19 protein-coding genes are annotated in these 22,829 nt (G+C 42.4%); 7 read left to right on the top strand and 12 right to left on the bottom strand.

The window, feature by feature from the left end:
* Positions 1 to 19: 19 nt before the first annotated feature.
* The gene (bioH, locus tag AB4298_RS02345) at positions 20 to 805 is read left to right on the top strand and encodes a pimeloyl-ACP methyl ester esterase BioH (RefSeq protein ID WP_248999802.1); all 786 of its coding nucleotides are present in this window, start codon (positions 20 to 22) and stop codon (positions 803 to 805) included.
* Between the two features lie 103 nt (positions 806 to 908).
* Positions 909 to 1,403, top strand: a complete 495-nt coding sequence (locus tag AB4298_RS02340) for a hypothetical protein (protein WP_371985624.1) — start codon at positions 909 to 911, stop codon at positions 1,401 to 1,403.
* A gap of 152 nt (positions 1,404 to 1,555) precedes the next feature.
* Here AB4298_RS02340 and AB4298_RS02335 read toward each other — a convergent pair whose 3' ends face one another.
* Entirely contained in the window at positions 1,556 to 3,901 is a 2,346-nt protein-coding gene (locus AB4298_RS02335; protein ID WP_248999804.1) for a Tex family protein, read from the bottom strand.
* A 140-nt stretch (positions 3,902 to 4,041) separates the two neighbouring features.
* Positions 4,042 to 4,521 (bottom strand): transcription elongation factor GreB, encoded by a 480-nt coding sequence (greB, locus tag AB4298_RS02330; RefSeq protein WP_220778305.1) that lies wholly within the window; start codon positions 4,519 to 4,521, stop codon positions 4,042 to 4,044.
* A 453-nt stretch (positions 4,522 to 4,974) separates the two neighbouring features.
* Here greB and ompR point away from each other — a divergent pair, with 453 nt between their 5' ends.
* The 3 genes from ompR to AB4298_RS02315 all read left to right on the top strand — a co-directional run bounded on the left by ompR (position 4,975) and on the right by AB4298_RS02315 (position 9,074).
* Complete coding sequence (gene ompR / locus AB4298_RS02325) at positions 4,975 to 5,700, top strand: osmolarity response regulator transcription factor OmpR (protein ID WP_248999805.1); 726 nt, start codon at positions 4,975 to 4,977, stop codon at positions 5,698 to 5,700.
* Between the two features lie 15 nt (positions 5,701 to 5,715).
* Complete coding sequence (envZ, locus tag AB4298_RS02320; protein WP_371985623.1) at positions 5,716 to 7,038, top strand: two-component system sensor histidine kinase EnvZ; 1,323 nt, start codon at positions 5,716 to 5,718, stop codon at positions 7,036 to 7,038.
* Positions 7,039 to 7,133: 95 nt separating this feature from the next.
* On the top strand, positions 7,134 to 9,074 hold the full coding sequence (locus AB4298_RS02315) for a methyl-accepting chemotaxis protein (RefSeq protein ID WP_371985622.1): 1,941 nt from the start codon (positions 7,134 to 7,136) through the stop codon (positions 9,072 to 9,074).
* Between the two features lie 44 nt (positions 9,075 to 9,118).
* Here the strand turns inward: AB4298_RS02315 and AB4298_RS02310 are convergent, their stop codons facing one another.
* The 10 genes from AB4298_RS02310 to caiT all read right to left on the bottom strand — a co-directional run bounded on the left by AB4298_RS02310 (position 9,119) and on the right by caiT (position 20,139).
* The gene (locus tag AB4298_RS02310) at positions 9,119 to 9,592 is read right to left on the bottom strand and encodes a peroxiredoxin (protein WP_371985621.1); all 474 of its coding nucleotides are present in this window, start codon (positions 9,590 to 9,592) and stop codon (positions 9,119 to 9,121) included.
* A gap of 84 nt (positions 9,593 to 9,676) precedes the next feature.
* Positions 9,677 to 10,573 (bottom strand): LysR substrate-binding domain-containing protein, encoded by an 897-nt coding sequence (locus tag AB4298_RS02305; protein ID WP_371985620.1) that lies wholly within the window; start codon positions 10,571 to 10,573, stop codon positions 9,677 to 9,679.
* Between the two features lie 190 nt (positions 10,574 to 10,763).
* Entirely contained in the window at positions 10,764 to 11,705 is a 942-nt protein-coding gene (lipP1, locus tag AB4298_RS02300) for a LipP1 family hormone-sensitive lipase (protein ID WP_371985619.1), read from the bottom strand.
* A 147-nt stretch (positions 11,706 to 11,852) separates the two neighbouring features.
* Positions 11,853 to 12,461, bottom strand: a complete 609-nt coding sequence (gene caiE / locus AB4298_RS02295; RefSeq protein ID WP_371985618.1) for a carnitine operon protein CaiE — start codon at positions 12,459 to 12,461, stop codon at positions 11,853 to 11,855.
* A gap of 132 nt (positions 12,462 to 12,593) precedes the next feature.
* Positions 12,594 to 13,445 carry a MaoC/PaaZ C-terminal domain-containing protein gene (locus AB4298_RS02290; RefSeq protein WP_248999824.1) on the bottom strand — a complete coding sequence of 284 codons (852 nt, stop codon included), beginning with the start codon at positions 13,443 to 13,445 and terminating at the stop codon, positions 12,594 to 12,596.
* 93 nt (positions 13,446 to 13,538) lie between these two features.
* Complete coding sequence (caiD, locus tag AB4298_RS02285) at positions 13,539 to 14,324, bottom strand: crotonobetainyl-CoA hydratase (RefSeq protein ID WP_248999825.1); 786 nt, start codon at positions 14,322 to 14,324, stop codon at positions 13,539 to 13,541.
* A 61-nt stretch (positions 14,325 to 14,385) separates the two neighbouring features.
* A complete protein-coding gene (gene caiC / locus AB4298_RS02280) occupies positions 14,386 to 15,939 on the bottom strand; it encodes a crotonobetaine/carnitine-CoA ligase (RefSeq protein ID WP_371985617.1) in 1,554 nt (517 codons plus the stop codon).
* Between the two features lie 10 nt (positions 15,940 to 15,949).
* Entirely contained in the window at positions 15,950 to 17,176 is a 1,227-nt protein-coding gene (caiB, locus tag AB4298_RS02275) for an L-carnitine CoA-transferase (protein ID WP_248999827.1), read from the bottom strand.
* 228 nt (positions 17,177 to 17,404) lie between these two features.
* Positions 17,405 to 18,541: a crotonobetainyl-CoA dehydrogenase gene (gene caiA / locus AB4298_RS02270; RefSeq protein ID WP_371985616.1), complete on the bottom strand. Its 1,137-nt coding sequence runs from the start codon at positions 18,539 to 18,541 to the stop codon at positions 17,405 to 17,407.
* 41 nt (positions 18,542 to 18,582) lie between these two features.
* Positions 18,583 to 20,139 (bottom strand): L-carnitine/gamma-butyrobetaine antiporter, encoded by a 1,557-nt coding sequence (gene caiT, locus AB4298_RS02265; protein WP_248999829.1) that lies wholly within the window; start codon positions 20,137 to 20,139, stop codon positions 18,583 to 18,585.
* 931 nt (positions 20,140 to 21,070) lie between these two features.
* On the opposite strand from caiT, the gene AB4298_RS02260 reads away from it, so the two are divergent.
* Entirely contained in the window at positions 21,071 to 21,844 is a 774-nt protein-coding gene (locus tag AB4298_RS02260; protein ID WP_371985615.1) for an electron transfer flavoprotein FixA, read from the top strand.
* A 13-nt stretch (positions 21,845 to 21,857) separates the two neighbouring features.
* A complete protein-coding gene (locus AB4298_RS02255; protein WP_371985614.1) occupies positions 21,858 to 22,799 on the top strand; it encodes an FAD-binding protein in 942 nt (313 codons plus the stop codon).
* Positions 22,800 to 22,829 lie beyond the last annotated feature (30 nt).

Genomic DNA, 22,829 nt, shown 5'->3' with positions numbered 1-22,829 from the left:
TACACCCAGCGAGATCGATATGAATCAAAATCAGCTACACATTGAATCAATTGGCCAAGGCCCTGATCTCGTCATCCTCCATGGTTGGGGTGTTAACAGCGCCGTATTTACACCTTTAAAAGATGCTTTAGCAGAGTATAGAGTCCACTATGTCGATCTGCCGGGATTTGGTAATAGCCAAGTTGTAGCGGGCGATATTCAAAACTGGCTTACAGCCATCATGCAACAGCTGCCCGAGACCGCAATTTGGACTGGCTGGTCGCTCGGTGGCCTAGTGGCAACACTTGCGGCTATTCATTACCCAAAGCGAGTGAGCGCCCTATGTACCATAGCATCGTCACCTTGCTTTATGGCACGGGAAGATTGGCCAGGGATCCCGCCTGAAGTGTTAGGGCAATTTGCCAGCCAATTAACCCAAGATCTCGATAAAACCGTCGAGCGATTCTTAGCGATTCAAGCCATGGGCAGCCAAACAGCCAAAGCAGACATTAAACAACTGCGTGAGTTAGTACTCGCTCGCCCACGAGCACAACACACTGCGCTAGCCCAAGGTTTAGGAATGCTTGAAACCGTTGATCTTCGGGCTGAACTAACTCAAATAAAGCAGCCTTGGTTAAGAGTATGGGGCCGACTGGACGGGTTAGTGCCTCGCCGCGTAATGAAATCCATACCACAACTTGAAAATAGCCAAGATCTGCTAATGCTTAAAGCCTCACATGCACCATTTATTAGCCATACAGCAGAGTTTATTGAAGGCTACTTGCTCTGGCTTAACACTCAAGCAAATAGCATTAACCTAAGCTGATTTAATATAAGTAATTACAGATCGAGTAATACTTTATTTCCAAGCCCAAATTGATTAATATTTAAACGTAAATGTTAATTAGTGAATAGGGCGAGCTTAAAAAATGTTAGTGGTTACTAACTATCCTAATGTGCCAATTGCGACATCCAATGCCGCAACTGATTCCGCGCGCACGGATAGCCAACAACGGCCACCGATTATTCCGCCACAACAGCCGACCAAAGGCCATGAAGAACGTGCCTTTAGTCCGCAGCATGAACGCACTGCCGACCAAACCCAAACTCAAGCTAAACTGCGCGAATCAGTGCAAGACAAACAACAGCGTCAGTCACAACAGCAAGATCAATCGGGCCAAGAAAAGCAAAAACAGAATCAAGCTCTAAACCTAAAGCAGCTATTAAGCCAACGCGCACCACTAAAACGTAGTGATATAAAGTTACCCGGGCAAGCAGCACCGAATGCTGAGAAAAACTCTCCCAAGCAGCCAATGCCAAATGAAACTCTACAGTTCTATCAAGCTTTCGGTGTACATATTGAAGCCTTTTATCAACAACGAACCGAGCCAAATTCACAACCTGTTTTTTTAGAAACCGCGTAAAGTTTTACGTTAGCGAACACTATTGGCGTCTTATTGACGACTCTAATTTTTTTAGAAACGGTATAAAAAAACCGACAAGCTTAGTTGTCGGTTTTTTATTTAGCTGAATATTTTATCTGGCAGCTATTGCCATCAATATCGAGCTTTACGCGTTACTTTTTCAATTTAGCGAAAGCGTCAGCAAAGGCGTTACCCATAGCGGCATTCGCTTGCTGCTTAGGTTTGTGGGTCTTTTGCTGCGGGCGTTGATTTGCGCCTTTATTAGGGGCACCTTTACTATGGTTGCTTGCAGGGCGTGGGGCACTCTTAGGCGCATCACTAGCCTTATCTTCAAGACGCATAGTCAGTCCGATACGGCGACGCTCAGCATCCACTTCCATCACTTTAACTTTTACGATGTCACCAGCTTTAACGACCTTGTGCGGATCATCAATAAACTTGTCTGTCATTGACGAAATATGCACTAAACCATCTTGGTGTACACCCACATCAACAAAGGCACCAAAGTTAGTTACGTTAGTCACCACACCTTCTAAGATCATATCCAGCTTAAGATCTTTAATCTCTTCTACGCCTTCTTTAAAGGTCGCAGTCTTAAACTCACCACGAGGATCGCGTCCCGGTTTATCAAGTTCCGTCAAGATATCGGTTACAGTCGGTAAACCAAATTCGCTAGTAATAAAATCTTTGGCTTCAAGTGCTTTTAGTAACTCGGAATTACCGATGATTTCAGCCACTGATACCCCTTTAGCGCTAGCAATTGACTCTACCAATGCATAAGCCTCTGGGTGAACAGATGAGCCATCAAGCGGGTTATCGCCCTCTGTAATACGCAAGAAACCTGCTGCTTGCTCGTAAGCTTTAGGGCCTAAACGTGCAACTTTAAGTAGCGCTTTGCGGTTGTTAAAGCGCCCTTGCTCATCACGGTGAGTCACTATGTTGCGAGCTAAGGTTTTGTTGAGACCTGCAACTTGTGCAAGTAGCGCTGCAGATGCCATATTCACATCAACACCCACGCCGTTTACACAATCTTCTACAACCGCTTCTAGCGAGCTTGATAACTGACTTTGGCTAACGTCATGCTGATACTGGCCAACACCAATCGCTTTTGGCTCGATTTTAACAAGTTCAGCCAATGGATCTTGTAAGCGACGCGCAATTGAAACCGCGCCACGGATCGATACATCGATATCAGGAAATTCTTCAGAGGCTAGTTCAGATGCAGAGTAAACCGATGCACCCGCTTCACTAACCATTATTTTGGTCAATCTTGGCAAATCAGCTTTAACTTGGCTAATCAAATCAGCCGCTAGCTTATCGGTCTCCCGTGATGCAGTGCCGTTACCAATCGCAATTAACTCAACCTTATGCATTTTAACTAGGTTAGATAAAGTTCTTACTGACTTATCCCACTGGTTTTGCGGTGCATGCGGGAAAATAGTCGTGTGCGCAACTAACTTACCCGTATCGTTAACGATAGCAACTTTTACGCCTGAGCGAAGACCCGGATCTAAACCTAGCGTTGCTTTGGCACCAGCAGGAGCAGCCATCAGTAAATCGCCTAAGTTGCGAGCAAACACCTTAATCGCTTCTTGTTCAGCAGTTTCACGCATACGACCAAGAAACTCGGTTTCCATCTGTAATGCAATCTTCACCTTCCAAGTCGAAGCAACCACAGTCTTTAACCAAGTATCGACTTTAGAATCACTAAGACCAAGCTTAAAGTGGTCGATAATAATCACTTCACAATAGCTGGCTTGCTTGGCATCTTGATGCGGATCTGCATTGATATTTAAGCTGAGCATACCTTCATTACGGCCACGAAGCATTGCCAATGCGCGGTGCGATGGTACTTTAGTTAGCTTTTCAGAATGCTCAAAGTAATCTCTAAACTTGGCGCCTTCTTTTTCTTTTCCCTTCAACATACGGCTTTCAAGTACTGCATTTTGCTCTACTTGAGTACGAATTTTTTGCAGTAACTCAGCGTCTTCAGCAAAGCGCTCCATTAGAATAAAACGTGCGCCATCAAGCACTGCTTTAGCATCGGCAAATCCCGCAGCTGCATTAATATAGTCAGCCGCGACAGCTTCACAATCAGCTTGACGGTTGGCTAATAGGAAATCTGCTAGTGGTTCAATACCGGCTTCTATCGCAATGAGGCCTTTAGTGCGACGCTTCGGCTTATAAGGAAGGTATAAATCTTCTAGGCGAGTTTTACTATCTGCAGCGTTAATTGCAGCTTTCAGCTCAGGCGTTAACTTACTTTGAGCTTCAATGCTCGACAAAATCACATTACGACGATCATTCAAATCACGTAAGTAACTAAGACGACTGTTCAATGTGCGTAACTGCGCATCATCCAAGCCACCAGTGGCTTCTTTACGGTAACGGGCAATAAACGGCACCGTCGCACCATCGTCGAGTAATGAAATAGTATCGGTAACTTGTTGCTGGCGAACGTTAAGTTCTTCAGCGATGAGCTGTGCAATATTTTGCATAAATAGAGGTCGAGCCTAGTTGATAAAGGGAATTTTGCCAAAGATACCACAGCCTATGGCTTTGGTTAATGCTAATACTAAGACAATTATGCTATTTGCGCCGCGGATCCGCGGCACACGTTTCACAGAAACCAAAGAATCTACTCGAAGCCTTGATAGGAAATGCGATTGATATACCAAACTTGTTCACCGTTTGGCGTCTTGATCACCGCTTCGTCATCGACTTCTTTCTTCAACAAACCCCGCGCCATTGGCGAATCAATTGAGATATAGTCTTTGCGGCCAAAAATTTCATCATAACCAACAATTTTAAACTGCAGTTTATTGCCATCATCGTTTTCGATTTCAACCCAAGCACCAAAAAAGACCTTGCCCTCTTGCGCAGGGGAATAATCAACAACCTGCACATTTTCTAAGGTTTTACGCAAATATCTAACCCTACGGTCGATTTCACGCAGTTTACGCTTATTAAATGTGTAGTCAGCATTTTCACTTCTATCGCCTAAACTAGCAGCCCAACTAACAATTTTAGTGATTTCAGGTCGATGCTCACGCCAAAGATAATTTAATTCTTTTTGTAATTTTTCGAAACCTTCACGGGTGACGATTGCGGTTCTCATAGGTTCTACTTTCTATAATTATGGTAACTAAGATAATCGAGGTTTTAGCCGAGGCTATTAGCCCTACTCTAGCGCAATAGCAAGCTCCAGACTATAAACAACAGCATTATCTAACGCTAAATTTCTGTTAGTTTGCTATGTTGCAATGGTCTTATGGCCAATGCACTTTTTTACCCCACAGCTAGCTATAACTAGCATTATTGCATCGATATTCAACAAAGCAGCTAATTTGTTACAATTTAACCGGCAACAATACGCTATAAAAAACATTATAATTCATGAAATTAAAAGTTTTGCATCAATATAGTCATGCTTAGTTACTGAACTAATTGAAATCTAACTAGTCATTTAATTAGCAAAGACGCTATATTAAGCAAGCACATAAGATTAATAACAAATAAGCTAGGTAAGCGATTATTTACACGCCTATCGATAGCAATAAGGGACCTAAGCATGGGACAAGAAACCTCTAAAATTCTCGTTGTTGACGATGATATGAGATTACGTGCGTTGTTAGAGCGCTACTTGATGGAGCAAGGTTATCAAGTGCGTAGCGCAGCCAATGCAGAACAAATGGACCGCTTATTAGAACGCGAGAATTTTCACTTACTTGTATTAGATCTTATGCTGCCCGGTGAAGACGGCCTTTCTATTTGTCGTCGACTACGCCAAACCGGTAACCCTATACCTATTGTAATGCTTACAGCCAAGGGCGATGAAGTAGATAGAATTATCGGTCTAGAATTAGGTGCCGATGACTATTTGCCTAAACCATTTAACCCAAGGGAACTGTTAGCGCGAATTAAGGCAGTAATGCGTCGCCAGACACCTGAGGTCCCAGGCGCACCAACACTGCAAGAAGAAGAGATCACTTTTGGTGAGTATTCTTTAAACTTGGCCACTCGTGAGATGCACCATGGTGAAGAAAGTATTGCATTAACTAGCGGTGAGTTTGCGGTACTCAAGGTCTTAGTGAGCCACCCACGCGAGCCTTTATCACGCGACAAACTAATGAACCTAGCTCGAGGCCGTGACTACTCAGCACTAGAACGCTCTATTGACGTGCAGGTGTCTCGACTGCGTCGACTCATTGAAAAAGATGCTGCCAACCCGCGTTATATTCAAACCGTATGGGGCTTGGGCTATGTATTTGTGCCAGATGGCCAGTCACGTAAGTAATTTTAAGCAAGTAAAATGCCTTTAAACAGACGATGGTGGCAGCGCCTTCTGCCACGCAGTTCTTTCAGCCAAACAGTAATGTTAATTGGCTGTTTGCTGCTGACTAATCAGCTTGTATCTTACATCTCTGTTGCCGTTTATTTTATAAAACCTAGCTACCAACAGATAAACCAACTTATTGCTCGACAAGTAAAATTGCTGTTTGTTGATGGCGTAGATATTGGTCGCGAACACTTAACTATGGTGGACGCATTAAATGCCAAGGTGCGCGATGACACCATGCATTTTTATAATCAAAAACAAGCTCGCCAAGCCGGTATAGAACGCGCAACCTACTACAGCTTTTTATCATCACAAATGTCTGAATACTTAGGCGGCGAAGCTGAAGTACGTATTGCCCAAGGTGAAGAATTTGAAATTTGGATCCGCCCCCCTCAAGCGCCTTCTATTTGGATAAAAGTTCCACTCACCGGGCTTAATGAAAAAAATCTATCGCCGCTAACTTTGTATCTTATGGTAATTGGTGCATTGAGTGTTGCCGGGGGATGGTGGTTTGCTCGTCAGCAAAATCGCCCGCTGCGACGTTTGCAAAAAGCCGCAACGGCGGTATCCCGTGGTGATTACCCTGAACCATTACCTTTAAGTGGATCAACCGAAATTGTTGAAGTAACCAATACTTTCAACCAAATGTCTCACAGCATGAGGCAGCTAGAACAAGATCGCGCACTCTTAATGGCTGGTATTTCTCACGATCTGCGCACGCCACTTACCCGCATTCGGTTAGCCTCTGAAATGATGGTGGAAGAAGATCAGTACCTAAAAGATGGCATTGTGAATGATATCGAAGATATGGACGCCATCATCAATCAGTTCATCTCTTATATTAGACAAGATCAAGAAGGCACCCGCGAGTTAGAGCAGATCAACGACCTGATACAAGATGTGATCCAAGCGGAATCGAACCGAGAAGGCAATATCGATTCTGATTTAAGCCAATGCCCTAACATACCTATGCAAGGTGTCGCCATAAAACGTGTGATTAGCAATTTGGTAGAAAATGCCTACCGCTACGGCAACGGCTGGGTCAAAATCAGTTCACAATGTAACGGCCAGTTTATCGGTTTTAGTGTCGAAGATAATGGTTCAGGCATAAATGAAGAGCAAATTCCTAAACTTTTCCAGCCATTTACACAAGGCGATACTGCACGAGGAAGTGTTGGTTCTGGTCTAGGCTTAGCGATTATCAAACGTATTGTTGATAGACATCAGGGCAAAGTGATTTTAACGAATCGCAGCGAAGGAGGATTACATGCGCAAGTGTGGTTACCGATTGAATAAACCCTTTAAATGATGAATTAATCTATTGTTTGTTGTAATTTTTTTGTAACCAAAGTGCCATATTCTAACGCCAATAATTAAAATTGGCGTGAAATATGAAAATCTCAACCCTATCTCTTTCTGCCTCGGCGGTGCTATTACTTATCGCAGCCACGCTTGCTGGTGTGGTGTTTTGGAGCAGTGAAGAACGCCAATTTATCGAGCAACAAACCTCAAAATTACAACAGATCCAAAAAATATTCTTAGTTGAGATCCGTAGAGATCTCGATAGCTACCTATCTACAGGCGATGCTGGGCAGTTAGAGCATGCAAAACTTAACTTAATCGATATTCAGCGCCAGATAAGCCAGCAAAATGGGCTCAATACTGACGAACTGACCACTAGCCTTAGCACCTTTATCGATGCATTAGACAATGAATATCGCGCCGCAGGAAAGTTAGCTGGCAACCCTCGTCAACTCTTGGCTCACGCCGAATCAGAGATGATAGATAACAATCGTCGCCTTGCTGACTACGCATTTCAGGGGCAAACAGAGCACCCGCAACTAGCAGATAAGTATATTGCGTTAACCAGCCAGCTGCCGCCTATCATTTACGAATTATCACAAGTAACATCGGGTTATTTGATTAATAAAGAGCGTAGATTAAAGTCGATATTAGCTAGCCTAATAGCCGAGCTTGAAGCATGGCATGATGAACTTAATACATTGGTATTGTTAGGTATTTATCAAACTATTGAAGCCGATGAGTTTGCACTAGGTGATGATGAATCAGAGCAAGTGGAAATAGGTGAAAATTATCGAAATGAACTACTTAGTCTCAGTAAACGCTACAATAAAGAAGTCGCTAACACTCACGCATTGCTTATCGAAAATCAACGAACTCAACAAGCACTTATCGAAGATGTCGCCATTATTGAACAACTACTATTAACTTTAGGGACACAGCAAGAAAAGCAAAACCAACTACTAAAACAGGAATTAATGATCGCCATCTATACCATGGTGTCGATTTTAATCATTTTTGCTATTAGCTACTTGGTACTACAGCAACGCCGCGTGATCAAACCATTGAAACATTTAAATACCGCTTTCTCTAAGCTGAGCGAATCCAATAGTCGCGAACGACTAGCGATTCAACGCCGCTGCGAAACAGGAGAGATTGCTGGTCACTTCAATCAATTATTACATCGCTTTGAACAGGAAGATGAACAGCAACGGCAACAGATCACTCAAGTATCGCAATCCCTCTCGCAATTAGTTGACCGGATCTGTCACATCTCCGCCAGCACCGAGCAAACCCAAAGTATTGTGCTAACCGCACAAAATCAAACTGAGCATATTCGGCAATTAGCTAAAGATGTTAGTCAAACCACTGAACAGGTACAGCAAAGTGCACAACAAACTATGGTGCAAATGCAGCAGAGTCAGCAAGAATCACAAGCAGTACTCGATGCTACAACAGAAACACAAGCAGCCGTACAGCACTGTCATCAGTCGCTTGCCAGCCTGACGACCTCTGTTTCAGATGTTTCACGAATTATCGATGTAATTGGCAACATTGCCGAGCAAACAAATCTACTCGCACTCAATGCAGCAATTGAGGCTGCCAGAGCTGGTGAGCAAGGTAGAGGATTTGCGGTTGTAGCAGAGGAAGTTCGCAACCTTTCTCAACGTACACAGCTTTCACTTAAAGAAATAATGGAGATCCTTAATCAGCTTACCCAAGCCAATAGCGAGCTTGACGCTAGAGTCAATGGGATTGAGGAAGCAACGCAGGTACAAAGAAGCCGCGCGCAAAGCTTATGGCAAGTAGCCCAAAGTGTACAAACTCAAGCAAGTGCCATGGCGACTACAGCCCAGCAAGGCGCTAATAGTACGCTAGAGCAAGTGTCACACTTAGATGACTTTGTCGTTGCCATGCAAAGCCTTAAAAATCATGCACAGGCTTCATCAGAGCAGAGCGAAGTCATAGCTAATGAAGTGCAGCAAAGCGTTGAGAGTATTGAAGTGAGTTTAGGTATTAGGATGGCTTAATAGCCTAAAAAGGAGCCATAAGGCTCCATGGAACTAGCTAGCATTTAAAGTGTGGCTAAAATAGCTTCAGCAGTACTGACTTCAAACGATTTTGGCGCTTCAACATTTAGCGTTGTAACAACACCGTTATCAACCACCATGGCATAGCGTTGTGAACGCACGCCGCCAAAGCCTGCAGTATCCATTTCCAAGCCTAGCGCTTGAGTGAAACTAGCATCACCATCCGCAAGCATCATCAGCTCAGCTGCATTTTGGGTATCGCCCCAAGCTTTCATCACAAATGCGTCGTTAACCGAAACACAAGCGATTAAGTCAACTCCCTTAGCTTTAAGTTGATCAGCAAATACAATAAAGCCAGGCAGATGCGCTTCAGAGCAAGTCGGTGTAAACGCCCCCGGCACAGCAAATAATACCACTTTCTTACCTGTAAACAGCTCGGTGACATCATGGTTAACCATGCCATCTTTAGTAAGCTCAGCCAGTGTGCCGGCTGGTAGTTTTTGGCCTTGTTCAATCATCAGAATATCCCTTCGTTATGTGTTCAGTCACCAACATGCTAGTTGAATTAAGACCAAACAAAAACCATAACTCAGTAAGGGCTTTTAATTATCAGTGGTTGTTGTGGCGTATTCTTTAATGATCCAGTCAACGATCTTCATAATGCGGGCGTCCCTTTTTCTTGAAGATTTATATGCGATTGAATAGGTCCATCCTGTATAACAATGCGGTAAATCTAATTTGATTAGATTTCCAGAGTCGACTTCAACCTGCAATGTTTGCTCTAGCCCAAGAACGATACCTTGACCAAAAATAGCAGCCTGAACAGCTAGCATATTGTGGTTATAGATAGACTTTCTCTGTAACGGCCCAACACCGACTTTGTTAACTCTAAACCATCCTTCCCAATCTACACCATAATCTTTATGTTTTGAGTAGAGCAATGTTTGCTCATGAAACGTTTCCAACGAAACATTCGGGTGTTTATCTAGGTATTCAGGACTGCAATATGCCACCAGCTTTTCTTCCACTAATGGAATAATGGTGTAACCATCTTGAATCTCACGAGTAATAATAAAAATATCTGCGAGCATGTCACTCATTTCAACATCATCTTGAAACATACCCACGTTAATGTTGAATTCTGGATGCTGCTTTCTAAACTCAGCCATTTTCGGAACTAACCAACGAGCTGCCAATGAGTTATAGGAGTGAACTCTAACCTCGTTGGACATGTCGGGAACTAGACTGGCACAAACACTATTTAAATCATAAAAAACGGGAGCTAATCTTTGACGCAGTTCAAGGCCTGACTCTGTTAGCGTTATCTTGCCCGCATTGCGGTGAAATAGCTTTTCTAGGAAATAATCCTCAAGCAGTTTTATTTGTTGCGAAACAGCGCTTTGAGTTATGCACAATTCATTCGCAGCAAGTGAGCAACTTTCTAATCTCGCGCATGATTCAAAAACCTGTAACGCCCTTAATGGGATGTTATTGTTCATAATTTTATATACATAGTTTAAATGCATGAGGTGCCAGATTAGCACAGGGTTTTAAACTAAAAATGTAACTCTGAGCACATAAGGATAGGAATTTCCTGCTGTTTGTAGACTAGTTACCAATAATTCGAATGAGCTCACGAAACTGTCTATTTTGTGAGCACAGCCAAGCAATTCCTTACAATGGTGACACCTAGATCTCTAGTAGATCTTGCTTAAGTTCATTAAGAAATTCATCAGCTTGATCGAATGTGCCTAGCATTTTAATGAATCCATGGATGACACCGTCAAAACAGCGATATTTAACATTAACTCCTGCTCCGCGTAGCTCTCGCGCATATAGAAAGCCGTCATCACATAATGGGTCAAATTCGGCGGTATAAATAAAGGTTGGCGGTAAGTCTTTATGACTTTGAGCATTAAGAGGAGAACAATAGGGATTTAGTGCATCAGCTTCACTACGTACATAGTGTCCCCAATAGTATTTCATACTGGCCCGCTGTAGCAGGTAGCCTTCAGCATTCGCATGAGCAGAAGGCGTATCCCAACCATATTGGACTGCTGGATACACCAAGACTTGATAAGCAAGCCTAGGTCCATTCTCATCACGCAATCTTAGTGTTACAGCCGCCGCAAGGTTACCACCCGCACTGTCACCTAAAATCCCGATCCTCAGAGGATCTAACCCAAGTAATTCTGCATGTTCAAAGATCCACAAAGTTGATGAGTAGCAATCATCCATCGGGATGGGAAACTTATGTTCAGGGGCTTTTTGATAGTTAATAGCCACAACAACAGAACCAGTGCGGTTCGCAAGCGCACGACTAAAATGATCGTTAGTCTCAATATTAGATACAACCCAGCCACTGCCATGTATGAAAATAATTGCAGGTTGCAACTCATCACTATTGGCAGTCGTTGGACGATAGATTCGGACAGGAAGATCGGCTGTGGGACCGGGAATAAAACTATGTTCAATTGCAACAAAGGGCTCTAGCACTCGCTCAGTTCGTGTTTTAGTCAGTTCATTCATATCTAGACGCCTAGACTCGGCAGGAGTCATATCCTCATAAGGCTTGGCACCTGAGTCGCTAACTTGCTGCAAATACAGTGCAACTTTTGGATCTAACGGCATACAACTTTCCTTATATATCAATATTTAAACTGCTATTAATGCAAAATAAGGTCTACCGCCTGAGGCGCTAACAAGTTTAAGCTTTTATTGGGGCCGTACTCCCTCTTAAACCTTGAGCCATTAAAGACTCACTCAGGCGGAACCTTATCAATCGAGTAGCGTAAAATTTGCCTGCGGGAGTACTTGAGTCGTCCCTTTTAACCTTGCTCTATCAGGTTCAATCTGAGTCAATGGCACGACTAGCTGCATGCTCTTTGCCGAGCGTCGTGACAACTCCTGATACTCCAGAGTATTGAGTCCTTTCCAATGCAGATCTTGCTCTGTTACCTCACGAACATACTTTGCTGGTTGGCCCATTAATAACTGCTTGGGCTTACCTTGAAAGCCCGCTTTAACAAAGCTCATCGCAGCTACGATGCTATTCTCTCCAACGACCGCACCATCCATAACGACAGCATTCATCCCCACTAAAGTATTACGCTTAATGACACAGCCATGTAAAATAGCTCCATGTCCAATATGGCCATCAGGCTCTACAACCGTATCCATATCGCAGTATCCATGCATAATGCAACCATCTTGAAGGTTACTGCCACGCTGTAATATCAGCCGCCCGTAATCTCCACGCAGTGATGCATTAGGCCCAACATATACATCAGCCTCTATGATCACATCACCTATTAGAACCGCTGTGGGATGTATGTAAGCACTGGGATCAACCACTGGTATTAACCCTTCAAATTCATAGCAAGGCATAGACTAATTACTCTAAGAAGTTTGACTGACTCATCACTTAGCAATAACGCCTCAAGCATTAAAATCACTATTGCTAAGTACTGAATCCTTTAAGTGATCTTTAGACAGGAGGCAAACACCTCCTATTTCGACTTACTTCCACTCAACTAATCCAAAGTTAAGATAAAAGGTCTCAGGATCATTCGCATCCATCACTCTAAAATGCACACAGTTATCGCCCCACTTCCAGATCTGGGTTTTCACTCTGCACCCTGGATATAAAGATTTAGTTAACCGAGTTTTAAAGCGCGTAAGACGTTCTGGCTCACCAGTAAACATCGCTTGGATAACATGACGACAAGCGACACCAGCAGTGCTCACACCGTGTAAATTTGGCTTAGGATGGCCAAACTCCTGCGCATAATCCCAATCCACATGCTGTGGATGGTCGTCACCAGATAAACGATAAATTAACGCTTGGTTTAATGGAATGTCTTGCTCGATTTCAAAGTCAGGTGAACGTTCAGGGATCTCGACAATATCAGTAGGAGCCTTAGGTCCGCCAAAACCACCGTCATACAAAGCGCAGTCCCAGCTTTCATTGGTAAACAGCTTTACTCCAGCTTCATCGAACGTTTCACCTATATGTTGAGCTAAACAGCCCCGCCCTTCACCTCGATCAAATAGTCCTTTCAACAGTACCTTAGTGGTCAATTTTCCTGGGTTAGTAGGTAACGGCTGATGGATTTGTAAATCAAAGCCCCAGTGAAGCGAGCCTCCCCAATTAAAGCCGTAATCAATAGTTTTAGTCACTTCAGCATCAACGATCTGAGTGGCTGCAAAGATAGGTAATACCTTTAAATTTTTTTCATACACATAATCGAGATCTGTTTTGCCATCACTAGCTGCACCGCAACCTAATGCAAATAGCATCACATCTCTGGCTGTATATTCATTAATAAATGGGCCATAGGTTTGCCCTTGCATCTCTAAATTCAACGCCATCTGTAAATCCTTTCATTACCGACAAACAGTTAAAGTAAGGCCTGACATTTCAGTGAAACATCAGGCTTTATCGAGAGTCAAAATCTAAGAAAACTATCTACCTTTCCACACTGGATCGCGCTTTTCAGAGAAAGCTAAAGGACCTTCTAGCGCATCTTCAGAGTGCAGCACTGATGGGTAGTTTTTCAGACCACCAGCTCGAATATGGCGATACCCATCTTCAACTGAAAGCTCACTCGTTTCACGGTAGATTTCTTTAATCGCCGCAATAGCTAAAGGGGCACCTTGAGCAATTTGCTGTGCAAGCTCACGAGCACTTGCCATTAATTGATCACTTTCAACTACACGGTTCACAACACCCCAGCGCAGAGCTTCCTCAGCGTCCATACCACGGCCAGTCATCATCAACTCATTAACGATGGCAGGCGGTAACAATTTAGGTAAACGCAACATTCCACCGCTATCAGGAACAATGCCTAGCTTGGCTTCTGGTAGAGCAAAGCTGGCATTTTCAGAGCAAATAATCATATCTGCAGCTAACGCTAGCTCAAACCCGCCACCAAATGCATATCCATTTACAGCTGCAATCACAGGCTTATCAAGATCAAAAATCTCAGTTAAACCTGCAAATCCACCTGGGCCAAAATCTGCATCAGGCGCTTCGCCTTCAGCAGCCGCTTTTAAATCCCAACCTGCTGAGAAGAAACGTTCACCTGCACCAGTGATAATCGCCACACGTAACTCAGGATCTTCACGGAATGCTAAGAAGACCTCACCCATTTCAAAACTTGTTTTAGCGTCAATCGCGTTGGCTTTCGGTCTATCAAGAGTAATTTCTAAAATAGCGCCATTGCGGGTAACGTGTAATGATTCACTCATGCTAATACTCCAATATAGAGCCACTTCAGACTCATTTATTAAAAAGCTAATTAAGTTAACTTCACATCAGAAGTTTTTTTTGTACTTTGCAGGTACAGGTTCTTGGAAAAGATTTTTTTATTTCGATAAAAGATGGAACTTTAAATTTCGCCATATTCTCAGCACAAAATTGTAAAATTTGGTCGACACTTAAAGACACACCCTCATTAAATATTACAAACGCTTTAACAGCTTCATCTCGAATTAAATCAGGCACACCAATAACAGCTGCATCTAAAATAAATGGGTGGGACATTAAAACTTTTTCAATTTCAGAACTTGAAATGTTTTCTCCGGATCTTTTAATCATATTTGTCTTTCTATCGACAAAATAAAATAGACCACTTTCATCCACATAAGCTTTATCACCGGTATATAGCCAACCATCGGCACTTAATACTTCTTCGGTCGACTTTTGGTCTTGATAATAGCCCTTCATAATGGTTCGGCCAGGTACACCTTTAACCCAAAGGTCACCAACCACATTAGCAGCCAACTCTTGGCCATTCTCATCGGCGATTTTGGCTTCATAACCAAGCCCAGGACGACCGATTGACGGCCAATGACGCTCCTCTGCTGGACTATCACCAATCAGGCCAACTAAGGTTTCTGTCATACCGTAAGAGTTAAATAACTGCACATTAAAACGGGTTTCAAAATCAAGTTTTTCTTGATCTGAAATATGCAAAAAAAACAACATGTCACGTAGGCAATGATCTTGCTCAGTGGCTACTTTGGGTTGCAACATCAAGGTGCGAACAATCATTGGCATACTATGTGTTAGTGTTGCTCTATAGTCACAGATTTGCTGCCAAAATTTACGTGCACTATACTTCTCCAGCATCACTAACTTCGCACCAACCGTAAAGGCTGCCATCGCTGCATTACATTGAAAATCAATGTGAAAACTCGGCATCATCGTTAGATAAGTATCATCGCTTCTCAAGCAGGTTTGCCACGCCGTGTAGTAGCCTGCAAATTGCAGATTACAATGAGTTATTTCCACTCCTTTTGGCTGTGACGTTGTCCCTGAGGTAAATAATATTTCGGCCACATCATCACTACTAATCGTGACCTGTTTGGCTAGTTCGGTCTTTTGTTGCTTTACTAGAATATCGAAGTTCATTGAATCAGATATATCTAGACTAGTGGTCCTTGTGACCAAAATATTATTTATTGAGTTACCTAGTTGTTGTTTCATTTTGCTATAAATAGCCAGAAACTCTTCTTCTATAACGACGGCTTTAACATCACACTTATTAATAATGAATTGACTCTCAGAAAATAAGTATTGATTATTGATAGGGACAATAACCGCACCTATTTTTGCGAGACCAAACCAACAGAAAATAAACTGCGGACTGTTATATAACTGCACTGCAACTTTATCGCCTTTATTAATACCTAAACTCAGAAATAAGTTAGCGGTTCTATTAATTTCGTCATTAAGCTGACTATAAGTAAACTCTTGGACATCGCCGGCAGCATCCTCATAAACCAACGCTGTGTTATTACTAAATTTACGAGCACGCTCTTCCCACATGCATCTTAATGTTTTGCTGCCAACGATATCCATTCTTCTAGCCTCACTTACACTCAGATACTTTTGCCAAGCCTTTTTCGCTTAAGCTCTGAATTTGCTCTTGTGAGTAACCTATATCTTCCAAGATTGCTGCGGTATCCATGCCATGCTTTGGCATACCACGCCAGATCTGACCAGGATTATTCTTGAACTTAGGCATCACGTTCGGACCTCTGTAGGTCTTACCGTCAATGTTCTTCCACTCAGTAATAGACTCGCGTGCAATATATTGCGGATTGCTATCTAACTCAGGAATGGTCAACACTTTTGCACAAGCAACATTTAGCTCTGCAAATCTTGCCAATACTTCTTCAATGCTCTTTTGTGCTAAGTATTCGTCTAATGCATCTTCAATTTGATAGCCAAATGGGCACTCAATACGATGGATTAACTGCGTACCTTGAGGCACCTCCTCGCCACCATATAAATGCATGATATCCATATCCTTGAACATCTCTTCGATCTGCATACCGCCAACAAGTTCCATAACGATATAACCATCATTACACTTGTATAGGCCGCAACCTGCATAGTAAGGATCTTTACCCTTAGTCATACGGGGGCAGACTTCGCCGCCATTAAAGTGATCCATCATGAAGTACTGCCCCATTCGTAGCATCACTTCATACATTGCAACGTCGATACTTTCACCCACACCAGTTTCACGAACACGGTATAAAGCAGCTAGCGCTGAAGTTGTTGCCGTCATACCAGAGAAGTAATCCGCCGTGTATGGGAAGGCTGGCATTGGCTGGTCAACATCGCCGTTTTGAATTAAGTAACCACTGAATGCTTGAGCAATAGTGTTATATGCCGGCAAATTAGTGTATTCGTCAGTACCGTACTGGCCAAAACCAGACAAGTGAGCAATAACTAACTTTTTGTTTTGTTCCCATAACACTTCATCGGTAATACCACGACGCGCAAAGGCTGGGCCTTTACTTGCTTCAATAAAGATATCAGTTGTTTCCATTAACTTAAGAAACGCATCACGGCCTTCATCTTTAAAGATGTTAAGTGATAATGCATGAAGGTTACGGCGCGATAGTTCAGGGTAATTAGGCTGTACGCGGATGGTGTCAGCATAAGCAACGTTTTCAATCCAAATAACTTCTGCGCCCCACTCAGCAAGCATTTGTGCCGCGAATGGACCCGCAATTTCAATACCAGAAAACACCACTCTTAAACCAGCAAGAGGACCAAACGTAGGTGTGGACAATTTATTTGACATAATACCCATCTCTCAAAATATTCGAATAAAAATTCATCACGGCGCAGCGCCGAGAAGATAGTCTTAATTGGCATTTACCAAGCATTACAGTAGTGAATGGCAGCGTGTTGGAATTTGAGTTGCAGTGTCGATCTGCTGAAAATTAAAGAACCCAAATTCCACACTAAGTACTACCTAGATTAAGTACTCACTAGCGTCAGCACTTAATCTGTTAATCACTACGCTTAACTAGCGGTAGCGTTTTAACACTTCGCGACCTAAGGTCAGGATCTGCATTTCATCAGAACCACCAGAGACACGGTCAACACGGATATCGCGCCACATACGGCTAATACGGTGTTCACCAGCAATCGCATAACCACCTAGCACTTGCATTGCAGAGTCAATCACTTCAAAGCCAGCATTAGCACAGTAGAACTTACACATCGCAGAATCACCCGATGTCATTGTGCCGTTATCACACTTCCAAGCCGCTTCATAAACCATGTTTTTCATGCTGTTAAGCTTGATAGCCATGTGAGCAAACTTGTCTTGGATTAACTGGAAACGACCAATTGCTTCACCGAACTGAACGCGTTGGTTAGCGTATTTAGCCGCATCTTCAAACGCACAGTACGCTGCGCCATAGTTAGTTAACGCCACTAAGAAGCGCTCTGAATCGAACTCTTCTTTAACACGCATGAAACCGTTGCCTTCGATGCCGAAAATGTCTGACTCTTCTAGCTCAAACTCGTCGAATTGAAGCTCACAGCAACTATCCATTTTTAAACCTAACTTTGGTAACTTGCTCATCTTGATGCCAGGCTTTGACATATCGACAAACCACTCACTGAAGATTGGTTTCTCAGAGTCAGCATCTTTGGCCATCACTACTATGTATGGTGTGCCTGCAGCACTGGTAATGAAGCACTTACTACCCGTTAAATACACCTTGCCATCGCGACGCTTATAAGTGGTTAGCAAACTACCCACATCAGAACCCGCACTTGGCTCTGTGATCGCTGAGTTCCACATTTGCTTACCTGTGCCACGTAGCGTCATGATCTTATCGATCTGCTCTGGACTACCATGTCTTAGCATCGTGCTAATCCCTGGTAGTTGATACAAGACGTATGTCGGTGCTCCTAAACGGCCTAACTCTTCCCAGATCACGGCAAGCGTAACCATGCCTTCGTTAAATCCACCGTGCTCTTCTGGTAGCAGCAAGCTATCGATGCCCATTTCAGCCAGCTCTTTTACAAAACGCTCTGGGTACTGACTATTTTCATCACATTCTGCGAAATAGTTTTCCCAGTTTTCCTTAGCCATTAAGTCGCGGATACCTGCTACAAAAAGCTCTTGTTCGTCGGTTAATTTAAAATCCATTATTTATTCCTCTAAATTTCAACTGTGGATCCCAGGTGTGGCTAAGCCTCTTCACCGACAGGTTTCCAATTATTTTTACGAGCATCTTTTAAGAAAGAGATGATAATCATGATGTTGACGATAATAAGTGGAGCGCCACCGGCAATAATTGCTGTTTGCAGCGGCTTCAAGCCACCAAGTGATAACAGAACAATACCGATTACACCGACAAGTACAGACCAACCAACACGAACCCAAATTGGTGGCTCGTTATCAGCGTCAGCACCTTTACAGGTAGACATCGCTAATGTGTAAGAACAGGCGTTAACTAAAGTCACAGTGGCAAGGAAACATAGAATGAAGAATCCCCACATTGTGATCGTACTGAAAGGTAATGCTGCCCATGTTTCGATAATGGCGCGAGCGGCACCGTATTGTTCAATGAGTTGTGGCATATTGATGAGGTTTTCATTCATCAAATTCATGGTGTTACTGCCTAGAATGGTCCAAAGGAACCAGGTAGAAGCAGTTAAACCAGCAACCATAGTCAAACAAAGTTCACGAACTGTACGGCCACGAGAAATCTTCGCTAAGAAGATACACATCTGGATGCCATACACTACCCACCAAGCCCAGTAGAACACGGTCCAATCTTGAGGGAAGCTGCCTTCACTCACTGATGCTGTGTAGAACAACATACGAGGAAGTAGCTCTAGCATTACGCCAATAGAGTCAGTGAAATAATTAATAGTGAAACTAGTTGCGCCAATCAGGAACACCCATACCAACATGATGATGCTTAAGTAGCTGCGTAAGTCACTCGCAATCTTCACACCTTTAGTTAGACCAAAGGCAACACAGATAGCATTGAATACAATCCATGCAGAGATAATGATGGTGTCAACTTCAGGGGTACGTGGAATACCAAATAGCCACTGGATACATTCAGTCACTAGCGGAGTAGCCAAACCTAAGCTGGTACCCATAGCAAGGATCAAGGCAACAACATAGACGTTATCGATAAAGATCCCGATAAACCCTTTGTGATGCTTACCTAAAATAGGCTCTAGTGTGCCGCTTGGACGAACTACATCCATTTTCTTAACGAAAAGGAAGTAACCCAAAGCAACGGTAAAGAAGCCATAACCCATCCAAGGAAGCGGTCCCCAATGGAATAGACTGTATGCAAGACCTAACTCTTGAGCTTGAACTGATAGCGGTTCAAGATCGAAAGGTGGATAAGTTACATAATAATAAACTTCTAGTGAGCCCCAGAACAAAACTGCTGCAGAGGTACAAGAGGCAAACATCAGAAAGATCCAACTTCCAGTACTAAACTCGGGTTTTTCCTGGCCTAAACGGTTGTTCGAGTATGGACCCCAAGTAAGCCAAGCCCAGCCAGCCCCCATGAAAATCATATACCACTCAAATGCCCAACCCCATGTATGGGTCAAGTAATGAAATACTTCTTGAATCGCAACGTTCGCCGCATCTAAATCTCTTACGGTAAAGTAAGAAAGTAATACAACGGCGATTAATGAAGGAAAAAAGATAATCGGATCAATAGTGACCTTCCTCTTCCCTGCTTTGGCATCTACATCCATCGTTTTATTGTTCATATTAATACTTCTCCCTCTCTATTTTAGGAGGATAATAGTTAAAGTTTTAAACTGAGTATTTATCTAATTACTTTATTACTTAGAAATAGAAGTTAATAAAAACAAATATAACTAAGGAATTTAATCAATCACCAAACAACAAAATTAATTACTTATAAAACCAAAGGATATATAAACAATTAATAAACTAAAATAAGCCCGCTGATTTGCGTAAGAATCATGCCAGCCAAGATTTTGCTATACAGTGATCGTTATCACGTTCATTTGAAATAGGAATTTAATGAGATAAAAATGGCTATAACTGATTAATAAAAACTAAAAAACATATTCTAAAAAAATCCATGAAAGCCGATATAAAAAGGGTTGACCACCAAGTGAAAAAAGAAAGCGGAAAACGAAATAACCAATCAAAAACAGCAAGATACAGCCAAGCTAAATTGTTAACCGCTTCCGATAAATGATAGCGAAAAACCAATGGCAAAAATTTATAAAAAATCTAAAAACATAAAAATCTGTAATTCTAATAAGCGTATTAGAATTACTTAACAGGCCCTTTTAAGCTTTACTAATAAGCTTATTAGCTAACCTAAAAACCCCTATTAGCCTGACTAATAACGCTATTAAAAAACCTTAAAATCAGGTTTAAAAAGTATATTAGAGAAACTAATACAGCTGTTAGAAAGACTAACTTTCACCCGTCAATAAGTGTGACCGACATAACATTAGCTTTTTAATTTATCACCATATAATTGTTTCAACTTAGCGAGGTTGCTCAAAAGAAAAGTTTATAGAACTATTCTAAACAATTAATGATTTTATAAGTTATTAAATTAAAACCTATTTAAATAAACGCCATTACTAATAAACAGTGGTGGCGAATGAAATTCCTAATTTAGGTTTTAAAATACTTAGTATTTTAACGGGAGAAATAATGAAAATTATTACGTGTTACAAGTTAGTGCCTGAAGAGCAAGATATCACCGTAACTGCTGATGGTAGCTTAGATACCAACAAAGCTGCACCTAAAATTAACCCATTCGATCTCTGTGCAGTAGAAGCTGGCGTTCAACTCAAAGGTCTTATCGATGGCAGCACTATTACTGCTATGAGTGTTGGCGGTAAGGCACTAGAAAACCCTAAATCGCGTAAAGATATTCTTTCTCGCGGCCCCGACGAGCTAACTGTTGTTGTTGACGAAAAATTTGAACAATTATTACCACATCAAACTGCACGTGTATTGATGGCAGCAGCCCAGAAAAACGGATTTGACCTAATAATCTGTGGCGATGGCTCTGGCGATTTATATGCACAACAAGTGGGTTTGCAACTAGGCGAACTACTTGGCATTGCCAACATTAATGCTGTTAGTAAAATTGTTGCGGCTGAATCAGGAAAGATTACGGTTGAGCGTTCATTAGATGATGAAGTTGAAGTATTAGAAATTTCACTTCCGGCAGTTATCTCGGTATCAGCCGATATTAATGAGCCCACTATCCCTTCAATGAAAACGATTTTAGCGGCAGCTAAAAAGCCTGTAACAAGCCTAAGCGCGACAGATCTTGAACTAACAGAGTTTCCAGCATTAGTTGAACTCGTCTCTGTTATCGCGCCAAAACAAAAGGCTCGCCAAAATATTGTGATCGAAGGTGATGATGAGCAGCAGCTTGCCGAATTCGCAGAACACTTACGTAAAGCACTTAACTAATTAAGGATAAATGATGAGCAAACTATCTAATATCTGGGTATTTAGCGATATCGCTTCCCGTTTACCTGAAATGATCGCTGCGGGTGCAGCGTTAGGTGAAAAAGTATCAGCATTTATTATTGGTGCAGAATCTGAAATTACAGCCGCTTACGCACTAGGGGCTACTCATGTGTATTACTTAGGTGATAAAGATAGCCAAAAAATCACAGAAGACTACAGCCACACTATTGCGCAAGTGATAGCAGCAAATAGCGAAAATAGCTTAGTGCTACTTGCACCAACTAAACGTGGCAAAGCTCTTGCCAGCAAGTTAGGTGTCCAATTACAAGCTGGTGTTGTTAATGATGTTACCGAAATCAGCGTTGAAAATGGCATATGTGCAAAGCATATGGCATATGGCGGTTTAGCGATAGCGGAAGAAAAAATTAACAGCCAGGTAGCGATTATCACTTTAAGTAGCGGCGTATATGAGGCATTGCCAGCAGATGCTAGCCGCACAGGTGAAGCTGTTAATGTGACTTTTATGGAACCGACTACCCAAATTAAGTGTATTGAACGTCGAGCAAAACAAGGTGAGAGCGTTGACTTAGGTAAAGCGAAACGTGTTATCGGCGTTGGTAGCGGTATTGGTACTCAAGAAAATCTACACGTCGCTGGCGAATTAGCTACGCTAATGGGAGCTGAACTCGGCTGTTCTCGTCCAATAGCTGAAACTGAAAAGTGGATGGAACGTGAGCGTTACATTGGCGTATCAGGCGTAATGTTAAAACCTGAGATTTATTTAGCATTGGGCATTTCTGGTCAAATCCAACATATGGTTGGGGCACTCGGTTCTCAGACTATTTTAGCTGTTAACAAAGATAAGAATGCGCCGATTTTCCAATATGCGGATTACGGCATTGTTGGTGATATCAATAAAGTCATGCCAGCACTGATCAGCGCTTTAAAAGCTTAACTGAAACACAATTTATATTGTTATTTCAAT

This window comes from Shewanella sp. 10N.261.52.F9 (assembly GCF_041471165.1).
GTDB classification, from domain to species: domain Bacteria; phylum Pseudomonadota; class Gammaproteobacteria; order Enterobacterales; family Shewanellaceae; genus Shewanella; species Shewanella marinintestina.
Note: the sequence above shows the minus strand (reverse complement) of the source record. Positions and strands in the feature narration are given on the sequence as shown.